The sequence below is a fragment of the Streptococcus sp. genome, from assembly GCF_041802885.1.
In the GTDB taxonomy this organism is placed as follows: Bacteria; Bacillota; Bacilli; order Lactobacillales; family Streptococcaceae; genus Streptococcus.
Genome location: NZ_JBHCHN010000029.1, coordinates 1 through 9,353 on the forward strand (window position 1 = coordinate 1; position 9,353 = coordinate 9,353).

General features: G+C 47.1%; 14 protein-coding genes. 12 read left to right on the forward strand and 2 right to left on the reverse strand.

The features are described from left to right. The first annotated feature begins 158 nt into the window (after positions 1–158). The gene (rpsO, locus tag ACEYCN_RS04225; protein ID WP_373713055.1) at positions 159–428 is read left to right on the forward strand and encodes a 30S ribosomal protein S15; all 270 of its coding nucleotides are present in this window, start codon (positions 159–161) and stop codon (positions 426–428) included. 55 nt (positions 429–483) lie between these two features. On the opposite strand, the gene ACEYCN_RS04230 is transcribed toward rpsO, so the two are convergent. Next, a complete protein-coding gene (locus tag ACEYCN_RS04230; protein ID WP_373713056.1) occupies positions 484–660 on the reverse strand; it encodes a hypothetical protein in 177 nt (58 codons plus the stop codon). Positions 661–683: 23 nt separating this feature from the next. Between ACEYCN_RS04230 and ACEYCN_RS04235 the strand changes: the two genes are divergently transcribed. From ACEYCN_RS04235 to ACEYCN_RS04250, 4 genes are all read left to right on the forward strand, one after another. Then, a complete protein-coding gene (locus tag ACEYCN_RS04235; RefSeq protein ID WP_373713057.1) occupies positions 684–1,325 on the forward strand; it encodes an ATP-binding cassette domain-containing protein in 642 nt (213 codons plus the stop codon). Continuing rightward, positions 1,318–2,094: an iron export ABC transporter permease subunit FetB gene (gene fetB / locus ACEYCN_RS04240; protein ID WP_373713058.1), complete on the forward strand. Its 777-nt coding sequence runs from the start codon at positions 1,318–1,320 to the stop codon at positions 2,092–2,094. Before ACEYCN_RS04235 ends, fetB begins: the two co-directional genes overlap by 8 nt. Before the next feature lie 54 nt (positions 2,095–2,148). Further along, complete coding sequence (locus ACEYCN_RS04245) at positions 2,149–2,388, forward strand: GlsB/YeaQ/YmgE family stress response membrane protein (RefSeq protein WP_373713059.1); 240 nt, start codon at positions 2,149–2,151, stop codon at positions 2,386–2,388. 145 nt (positions 2,389–2,533) lie between these two features. Beyond that, the gene (locus tag ACEYCN_RS04250) at positions 2,534–3,334 is read left to right on the forward strand and encodes a formate/nitrite transporter family protein (protein WP_373713060.1); all 801 of its coding nucleotides are present in this window, start codon (positions 2,534–2,536) and stop codon (positions 3,332–3,334) included. Positions 3,335–3,437: 103 nt separating this feature from the next. On the opposite strand, the gene ACEYCN_RS04255 is transcribed toward ACEYCN_RS04250, so the two are convergent. After that, entirely contained in the window at positions 3,438–3,965 is a 528-nt protein-coding gene (locus tag ACEYCN_RS04255) for a GNAT family N-acetyltransferase (RefSeq protein WP_373713061.1), read from the reverse strand. Between the two features lie 194 nt (positions 3,966–4,159). Between ACEYCN_RS04255 and pnp the strand changes: the two genes are divergently transcribed. From pnp to ACEYCN_RS04290, 7 genes are all read left to right on the forward strand, one after another. After that, positions 4,160–6,391, forward strand: coding sequence for a polyribonucleotide nucleotidyltransferase (gene pnp, locus ACEYCN_RS04260; RefSeq protein ID WP_373713062.1), 2,232 nt, complete (start codon positions 4,160–4,162; stop codon positions 6,389–6,391). A gap of 52 nt (positions 6,392–6,443) precedes the next feature. Next, positions 6,444–7,067, forward strand: coding sequence for a serine O-acetyltransferase (cysE, locus tag ACEYCN_RS04265; protein ID WP_373713063.1), 624 nt, complete (start codon positions 6,444–6,446; stop codon positions 7,065–7,067). A gap of 8 nt (positions 7,068–7,075) precedes the next feature. Then, entirely contained in the window at positions 7,076–7,834 is a 759-nt protein-coding gene (locus ACEYCN_RS04270) for a nucleoside phosphorylase (RefSeq protein WP_373713064.1), read from the forward strand. Position 7,835: 1 nt separating this feature from the next. Next, a complete protein-coding gene (locus tag ACEYCN_RS04275) occupies positions 7,836–8,006 on the forward strand; it encodes a hypothetical protein (protein ID WP_373713065.1) in 171 nt (56 codons plus the stop codon). Between the two features lie 6 nt (positions 8,007–8,012). Beyond that, positions 8,013–8,189 carry a hypothetical protein gene (locus ACEYCN_RS04280; RefSeq protein ID WP_373713066.1) on the forward strand — a complete coding sequence of 59 codons (177 nt, stop codon included), beginning with the start codon at positions 8,013–8,015 and terminating at the stop codon, positions 8,187–8,189. 15 nt (positions 8,190–8,204) lie between these two features. Beyond that, positions 8,205–8,738: a dihydrofolate reductase family protein gene (locus tag ACEYCN_RS04285; RefSeq protein WP_373713067.1), complete on the forward strand. Its 534-nt coding sequence runs from the start codon at positions 8,205–8,207 to the stop codon at positions 8,736–8,738. After that, positions 8,735–9,353: class I tRNA ligase family protein (locus tag ACEYCN_RS04290; RefSeq protein WP_373713068.1), on the forward strand; the 619-nt coding region annotated here is incomplete at its 3' end. The genes ACEYCN_RS04285 and ACEYCN_RS04290, both read left to right, overlap by 4 nt.

Below are 9,353 nucleotides of genomic sequence, written 5' to 3' on the forward strand. Positions count from 1 at the left end.
AAATAGCAGAGCAGCTCAGCTATTTCTCAAATCAGTTGACAAAAGAGCCATTCCTTGATAGAATGGTTAAGGTCCAAAAGGACACATCTAGCTTTTTCTTGGTTACGGGTCGCCAACCTGTCACTCGGATTAGGCTCAAATACAAAGGAGAAAAACTCATGGCAATCTCAAAAGAGAAAAAAAATGAAATCATGACCCAGTATGCGCGTCATGAAGGCGATACTGGTTCAGTAGAAGTGCAAGTTGCAGTCCTTACTTGGGAAATCAACCACCTCAACGACCACATCAAACAACACAAAAAAGACCACGCAACTTACCGTGGTTTGATGAAAAAAATTGGTCGCCGTCGTAACCTCTTGGCTTACTTGCGTAAGACTGACGTTAACCGTTACCGCGATTTGATCCAATCTCTTGGACTTCGTCGTTAATTTTTCGTTAAAATCACTTGATACTTCGTTACTGGCTCTTGGATAATCTCAAGATTTATCCAAGAGCCAGTGCCTCGTCTAAAGCGATTTTATCTGAAAAAATAGGAATAGGCTCCTCACTTACGTGGGGAGTCTTTTCTGCAGACTCTCTATTTCTTGCGGCTGCAGTAGTCTGCTTCTTGAAGTTTTTCGGCACCTTATTTAGAACGGTTCTAAATGTTTTCTTTTCCAAGCTAAGAGTGCTATACTAGGACTATGAAAATATTTGAACTAGACAATCTGGGACTTGTCAGCCCAGAAAAGATAATTTTAGAAGAAATCAGCCTCTCGATTGAAAAGGGGGAGCATCTGACCATCACAGGACCCTCCGGTTCTGGTAAGAGCAGCCTGCTCAAGGTTTTAGCTGGTTTGGTTTCCCCGAGTTCTGGCCGGCTTTTCTATCAGGGGCAAGATCTGGAAGACCTGGACCCAGTGAGCTATCGCAGGGAAGTCTCCTATTGTTTCCAGCAACCAGTTCTTTTTGGACAAACGGTGCGGGATAACATGGCCTTCCCTTTTGAGATTCGCCAAATCCTTTTTGACCAGGAGAAAGTTCTGGCTGCCTTGGCACGCTTAGATTTGGGGCCAGAATTTTTGGAGAAGCCCATCAAGGAATTATCTGGTGGGGAAAAGCAGCGTGTGGCTCTTGTACGCAACCTCCTCTTTGAGCCCAAAGTCCTCCTCTTGGATGAAGTTAGCTCTGGTCTAGATGAAAAAACGAAGACTCTCTTGCGGACATTCTTGAATGACCTGCACCAAGCAGGAGTTACCCTGATTGAGGTGACCCATGACCAAAGGGAGATCGAAGAAGCTGAACATTTGGTGACTATCGTTGAGGGGAGGTTAGCCCATGAATAATGTAGATGTATCCTATCTTTCCCTTTTCTTAGCTCTGAGTTTGGTCTTGGTGGCACTAATCATCAGCAGCAAGGAAAAGCTGGGCTTGACCAAAGATATCATCGCCAGTGTGCTAAGGACTATCGTCCAGCTGACAGTGGTTGGCTACTTGCTCTACTACATCTTTGATGTGGACAATGTCCTTTTGACCTTGGCCATGGTGCTCATCATTGTCTACAATGCCAGCCATCAGGCAGACAAGCGTAACCCCAATCACAAGAAGCGTTTCCACCAGTCTTTTCTGGCTATCTTTCTGGCAACTGGACTGACTTTGACTGTTCTGATTTTGTCAGGAGCCATCCAATTTCTCCCCTCCCAGATCATTCCCATCACCGGTATGATTGCCAGCAATAGTATGGTAGCCATCGGACTATGTTACCGAGAGATGAATAGCCTCTTTCGCGACCAGCGCCAGCAGGTTCTGGAAAAGCTAGCCCTGGGAGCCCCAGTAAAACTTGCCAGTGCCAGTATTGTCCGTCAATCCATCCGAACTGCCATGCAGCCGACCATTGATTCGGCAAAGACAGTTGGTCTAGTTAGTCTTCCGGGTATGATGTCGGGGCTAATCTTTGCGGGAGTCAGTCCTATCTTTGCGATTAAATATCAGATTATGGTCATGTTTATGCTCCTATCAGCGACCAGTTTAGGAGCGGTTATTGCAGCTTATTTCGCCTACCGAACTTACTTTAACAACCGAGCCCAGCTGGATTTCGAGGAAGAAGAGGTTTAGTTTTCAGAAATCCTCTTTTATGGTATACTAAAGAAAAAAATGGGGGTGGCTGATATGATTTGGTCTATGATTGTCGGAGTATTGATTGGAGCGGTGGCAGGTGCCATCACCAACCGTGGTGAAAACATGGGCTGCTTCTTTAAGATGTTTGCCGGCCTCATTGGGTCGTCTGTTGGACAGGCTTTACTTGGTAGTTGGGGTCCCTCTTTAGCTGGCATGGCCCTGATTCCCTCAATTGTAGGAGCGATTATCGTGATAGCAGTTATTGAATTTTTCTTCGGAAAAAATCGCTAAAGAGAAAATTAGTAAGAAAAGATATCTTGTCTTCTCGATGTAAGGGGAAACAAGGTATTTTTTTTGCAATAGTTTTGAAAAATAACCTTTCTTTTTCAAGAAAATATGGTATAATACCTTGAATTATGGAATACAGGAGACAAAAATGAAAGCTTCAAATAGTGCCCTTATTGAAAGTTTGGCCCAGTCGATTGAGAAAAAAGACAACCTTTCCCGCAACAGCTATACGAAGTACGCTGTCCGTGCTATGCTGGCAACCATGTTCTTGACATTGGGAACGGGAATTGCATTTTATATCTCTATGTATGCAGATAGCATTGTCCCTCACTCAGGTAAATTCTTCTATGCTTTTATGTTTAGCTGGTCCTTGGTGATGATTGTCTATATGAATGCAGAGCTTGGAACCTCCAACATGATGTATATGACCAGCGCGGTTTACAATAAAAAACTTCGCTTTTGGACAGCTGCCAAAATCTTGGCTATCTGTATCTTCTTTAACTTTGTCGGAGCAGTTATTTTTGCTTGGTTTATGTCTCAGACCAATGCCTTTAACCACTTGACACCGGATAGTTACCTTTTTGAAGCTGTTTCTGCTAAGCTGGCTAAAACACCTTGGACCCAGTTTACAGAAGGTATCTTTGCCAATATCGTCGTTAATACCGCAGTCTTCTGTACTCTACGGATGAAAGACGATGCCGGTAAAGTCTTCTCAATGATCTTCATCATCTTTATCTTCGCCTTTTTAGGCTTTGAGCACGTCATCGCCAACTTTGTTTCCTTCTCCTTGGCCTTCTTTGCCAACGGGGGGCCAGTCGAAGGCATGAACATCTGGTCTGTCCTCTCCAATTTCTTCTTCTCTGGAATTGGAAATTATGTCGGAGGCGGTCTGGTCATTGGTCTTCTCTACAGCTGGCTCAATAGAAATAGTGACAAGTATGTTGACTAACAGTGCGAACACTTCCGAAAGGGAGTGTTTTTTCTGTGGCAGAAAGGCCCATATTCGCAAGCAAACCCTATGAAAGAAAACCGAGTTGGAGGCCCAACTCGGTTTAATCATTTTCAATCCAGTAGCGCAACATGAGCTCGTCGTCAACTGTGTCATAATAAGTATTTTCCAAGACACCGCCATTGGCTAGGATGGTTTTTTGGGAGCCAATGTTCCAGTCAGCCGCAGTGACCAAGACGCGGTCGATACCCAGTTTTTTAGCTTCCAGCAGGGCCAGTCTCAGTTGCTCAGTCGCATAGCCTTTTCTGCGCTCCGCAGGGTGGATAGAGTAGCCAATGTGGCCGGCGATGGTCATCAGATAGTCCTGATTGAGGTCGTGGCGGATATTGCAGATACCTACCATGGTCTGGTCCCTCTCTCGGATGCAAAGAAAGGTAGTCGAAGGTGACCGTCCTTCACCGCAGGTAGAAGCAGAACCAGCCTTTTCTAAATGGTTCAGCCATCCCGATAAATCATCTATTTCCTGCAGACGACTGCCACCATGCAGGTGTTCGCCTCCAAAGGCTTCCTTATAGGCTAGAAGCTCTCTTTCCCAGTCCATGCTTGGGCTGATTAAGGTCAATTTTTCCATAGCAACTCTCCTTTACTTTTTTCAAGTTTACCACAGTCAAGTTTTCTAGTCAAAATCAGCTTTTAAGCCTTTCATTCTGCCTAAAATATGATAAAATATTAAGGATACGTGGTTTTGTGCAAAGATGAGTTCAAGAAGGTCTTGGATTGATGTTTGTAGAAAACACGTAAATCAAGATTCTAGGAGAAACATGTATGTCCAAACAAGTGTTTGAAATGATTTTCGCTGGCAAAAAACTGGTTGTGGAAACTGGTCAGGTTGCCAAACAGGCCAATGGTGCGGTCGTAGTTCGCTATGGTGATTCAACCGTCCTGACAGCTGCTGTTATGTCCAAGAAGATGGCAACGGGTGATTTCTTCCCGCTGCAAGTCAACTATGAAGAAAAGATGTATGCGGCAGGGAAATTCCCAGGCGGCTGGCACAAGCGTGAAGGTCGTCCATCAACGGATGCGACTCTTACTGCTCGCTTGATTGACCGTCCAATCCGCCCTATGTTCGCAGAAGGTTTCCGTAATGAAGTGCAGGTCATCAACACGGTTCTTTCTTACGATGAAAATGCCTCAGCGCCAATGGCTGCCATGTTTGGTTCCTCTCTGGCCCTGGCTATTTCTGACATCCCCTTTGATGGACCGATTGCCGGTGTCCAAGTGGGTTATGTGGATGGTGAGCTGGTTATCAACCCCGATCAGGCTCAAAAGGAAGTTTCCCTCTTGGATTTGACCGTGGCAGGGAACAAGGATGCCATCAACATGGTGGAATCTGGTGCCAAAGAATTGTCAGAGGAAGTCATGCTGGAAGCCCTTTTGAAAGGGCATGCGGCTATTCAAGAACTCTTGGATTTCCAAAATCAAATCGTGGCAGCTGTCGGCAAGGAAAAGGCCGAAGTCGAATTGTTGCAAGTTGATCCAGAGCTCCAGGCTGAAATTATCGCTGCCTACAATGAAGACTTGAAAAAAGCCGTTCAAGTGGAAGAAAAATTGGCCCGCGAAGATGCGACCAACGCTGTCCGTGATGCAGTAAAAGCTACCTACGAAGAGCGCTATGCCGACCATGAAGAATTTGACCGTATCATGCGCGATGTGGCTGAGATTCTGGAACAAATGGAACATGCGGAAGTGCGCCGCCTCATTACAGAAGACAAGGTTCGTCCTGACGGCCGTAAGGTTGATGAGATTCGTTCCCTTGAAGCAGAAGTGGACTTCTTGCCACAGGTACATGGTTCAGGTCTCTTCACCCGTGGTCAAACTCAGGCCCTCTCTGTCTTGACTCTGGCTCCTATGGGTGAAACCCAAATCATCGACGGCTTGGATGATGAGTACAAGAAACGCTTCTTACACCACTATAACTTCCCACAATACTCAGTCGGATCAACTGGCCGCTATGGTGCGCCTGACCGCCGGGAAATTGGTCACGGTGCTCTCGGTGAACGGGCCCTTGAGCAAGTCTTGCCAAGCCTGGAAGAATTTCCTTACGCTATCCGTCTGGTAGCCGAAGTCTTGGAATCCAATGGTTCCTCATCCCAGGCCTCTATCTGTGCGGGAACCTTGGCCTTGATGGCTGGTGGTGTGCCGATTAAGGCACCTGTTGCAGGGATCGCCATGGGTCTGATTTCAGATGGAACCAACTACACTGTTTTGACAGACATCCAAGGTCTGGAAGATCACTTTGGAGATATGGACTTCAAGGTAGCGGGTACCCGTGAGGGGATTACCGCCCTGCAAATGGATATCAAGATTGCAGGTATTACCCCAGAAATCTTGGAAGAGGCCTTGGCTCAGGCTAAGAAAGCCCGTTTTGAAATCCTGGATTTGATTGAAGCAACCATCCCAGCGCCACGTCCAGAATTGGCGCCAACTGCACCGAAGATTGACACTATCAAGATTGATGTGGACAAAATCAAGATTGTCATTGGTAAGGGTGGCGAAACCATCGATAAGATTATCGCAGAAACAGGCGTTAAAATTGACATTGATGACGAAGGAAATGTGTCCATCTACTCCTCTGACCAAGATGCCATCAATCGCGCTAAGGATATCATTGCTAATCTGGTGCGTGAAGCCAAGGTCGATGAAGTCTATCATGCCAAGGTTGTTCGCATCGAGAAATTTGGTGCCTTTGTCAACCTCTTTGAGAAGACTGATGCCCTGGTTCATATCTCAGAAATGTCTTGGACAAGGACCAACCGCGTCGAAGACCTCCTGGAAATTGGAGATGAAGTGGATGTAAAAATCATCAAGATTGATGAGAAAGGCCGCGTAGACGCTTCTATGAAAGCCCTCCTGCCACGTCCTGAAGGGGCAAATCTGGAGGAGAAAAAAGAGCGCTCAGACCGCCCGCGCCGTCCACACCACAACAAGCATGACAAACAAGAGAAAAAAGACCGCTCAGGATTTGGTGAATTCAAATTCCATAAGGTAGAAAAATAAGAGAGTAGACAAGTTCAGTCATGAACTTGTTTTCTCACTAAAAGGAGAGAATATGGGTTGGTGGAAAGAAACCATAGATATCGTAAAAGAAAATGACCCGGCAGCCAGAACGACTGCCGAGGTGCTTTTGACTTACCCTGGTGTCAAGGCTCTGGCCGCCCACCGTATTTCTCACTTTTTGTGGAAGCATGGTTTTAAGCTCCTGGCTCGGATGCACAGTCAGTTTTGGCGCTTTTGGACCCAGATTGAAATCCATCCGGGGGCTGAAATTGCGGCTGGTGTCTTTATCGACCATGGGGCAGGTTTGGTCATCGGGGAAACTGCTGTGGTGGAAAAGGGAGTCCTGCTCTATCATGGTGTCACCTTGGGCGGTACGGGTAAGGATACTGGCAAACGCCATCCGACCGTTCGCGAAGGGGCCCTAGTATCTGCCCATGCCCAGGTCATTGGACCAGTCGAAATTGGCCGCTATTCAAAGGTGGGGGCAGCAGCGGTAGTGGTATCAGATGTGCCAGCAGAAGTGACTGTGGTTGGGATTCCAGCTAAGGTTGTCCGTGTCCATGGTAAAAAGGATGATTTGGTCATTCACCAAATCGAAGAAGAACGGGAAAGTCGCTACTATACTTCCAAATTGGAAGAACTCAGAGATTGTAGCCACCACTCGTCCCATCTCTAGGAGGTGCCATGTTACTCAAGGAATTTGAACACAGCCCCGCGGTCATTGAACCCTTTGGTCATGGACAGGTAGAGGAATTTGGGGTCTGTGATACCCTGATTTTCTCCTTCAACGGGGAAATTGTAGACCGGGTGCGCCAGATGCCAGAAAGCAGAAGAGGCGGCTACTTAAAAAGTCTCAATGGTCGCCATCCCTGGTATCTCTTGGAAAAAGATGGGCTGGAAGTTGCGGTTATGTTGGCTGGAATCGGTGCGCCCCTGGCAGTGGGCCACCTGGAGGAACTCAAGTCCAGCGGTTTTAAAAACTTTATCATCCTGGGTTCTTGCGGGGTACTGGATTCCTCCATCGCTGCAGATAAGATTCTCTTGCCAGAGACTGCCCTGCGGGATGAGGGGACCAGCTACCATTACGCCCCTGTCAGCGATGAAATCAGCTATGAGCCTGCTCTGCTTTTGACCATGGAAAGGGCTTTGGATGCTGCTGGAATCGAGCATGTGCGGACCAAGAACTGGACCACGGATGCCTTTTACCGGGAGACGGCGGACAAGGTCAAACGCCGCTTGGCGGCTGGAGCCACCGTTGTGGATATGGAGGCCTCTGCCATCATGGCCTGGGCTCAATTCCGCTCCGCCAAGGTCTATCAGTTTTTCTATACCGCAGACTATGTAGACCACCACAAAAATGAATGGGATGCCCGCCATGAGGAACGGACCGCTGATTGCATGAGCTTTTTTGAGGTCGCGTTGGCTATTGCGAAGGGACTTTAAGATGAAGGATTTTTTCAAGGACAATAAGTATTTTGCAGTCTATTTGATGGGGAGCTTGATTTCTGTTTTTAGCCTTTTTCGAGCTGGACATCTGGTCTTTGGCCTCCTTATTCTGCTCTTTGTCATCCTGCTCTTCGCCTATCTCTATCATTTGAGTTCGAGGAAGAAATGAGGAAATATGCTAGCTTTTTTGAAAAAATACTGGGGTTACCTGCTGCAAATATTGGTTAACACTGTCTTGCTGCTCTTTCTCATCCAACAAGGCCTCTACTGGTATCTCCAGCTGGTCTTAGGCTTGACGATTTTGCTCTATGGAGCTCGATTCTACCTCAAATGGAAGGCAGACCAGAAATAGAAAGGAAGGGGCACGATGGCAGTCTATTTTTACGGCTGTATCACCATGGATGGTTATCTGGCGGACAGTCAGCATAGAATTGACTGGCTCCACCAGCTTGGTTCTGTGGAGGATACGGGCTATGATGATTTTTACAGGCAAATGGATATTACCATCATGGGCAAGCGGACCTTTGAGGAGATTCAGGGTTTGCCAGATGTTGAGGGCTTCTATCAGGCCACTGAAAACTATGTCTTTACCCATGACACAAGCTTGCCTGTCAAGAACTACCAGCCAGTCGCAGGGGATGTGGTGACTTTTGTAAAGCAACTGGACAAGGCAAAAAATGTCTTCGTCATTGGTGGAAATTCCTTGGTAGGGCCCCTTCTGGATGCGGACCTCTTTGATGTCCTCATCATCCAGATGGCACCGGTCATTTTGGGCAAGGGGATTCCCCTTTTTACCCAGAAGGAGGATCAGCGTTTTTACCAGCTGGATGAGGTTAGACAGTTTGGCCCCTTTGCAGAGCTGGTTTTCAGCCGAAACATAGAAAAGGATAGGAAACAGTGATTAAAATTTATGATACCTTGACACGAAGCTTGCGGGAATTTGTCCCCCTTACGGAAAAGACAGTTAAGATGTATGTCTGCGGGCCGACGGTTTACAATTACATTCACATTGGAAATGCGCGTAGTGTGGTGTCTTTTGATACCATTCGCCGCTATTTTGAATACCGGGGCTACACCGTTCACTACATTTCCAATTTTACCGATGTAGATGACAAGATTATCAAGGGTGCGCGTGAAGCAGGTATGGATACCAAGGCCTTTTCGGACAAATTTATCGCAGCCTTTTTAGCGGATGTTCAGCAATTGGGCGTCAAACCTGCCACTCAAAATCCTCGGGTTATCGACTATATGGATGAAATTATTGATTTTGTGCAAGTCTTGATCGACAAGGGCTTTGCCTATGAGGTGGCTGGTGATGTCTACTTCCGTGTGGCCAAGTCTGAGAACTATGCCAAATTGGCCAACAAGACCCTGGCTGACTTAGAAGCAGGCGCTTCTGGACGGGTGGACCAGGAAGCTGACATCAAGGAACACCCCTTTGACTTTGCCCTCTGGAAAGCGGCCAAGCCTGGGGAAGTTTTCTGGGACAGTCCGTGGGGATCTGGCCGACCTGGCT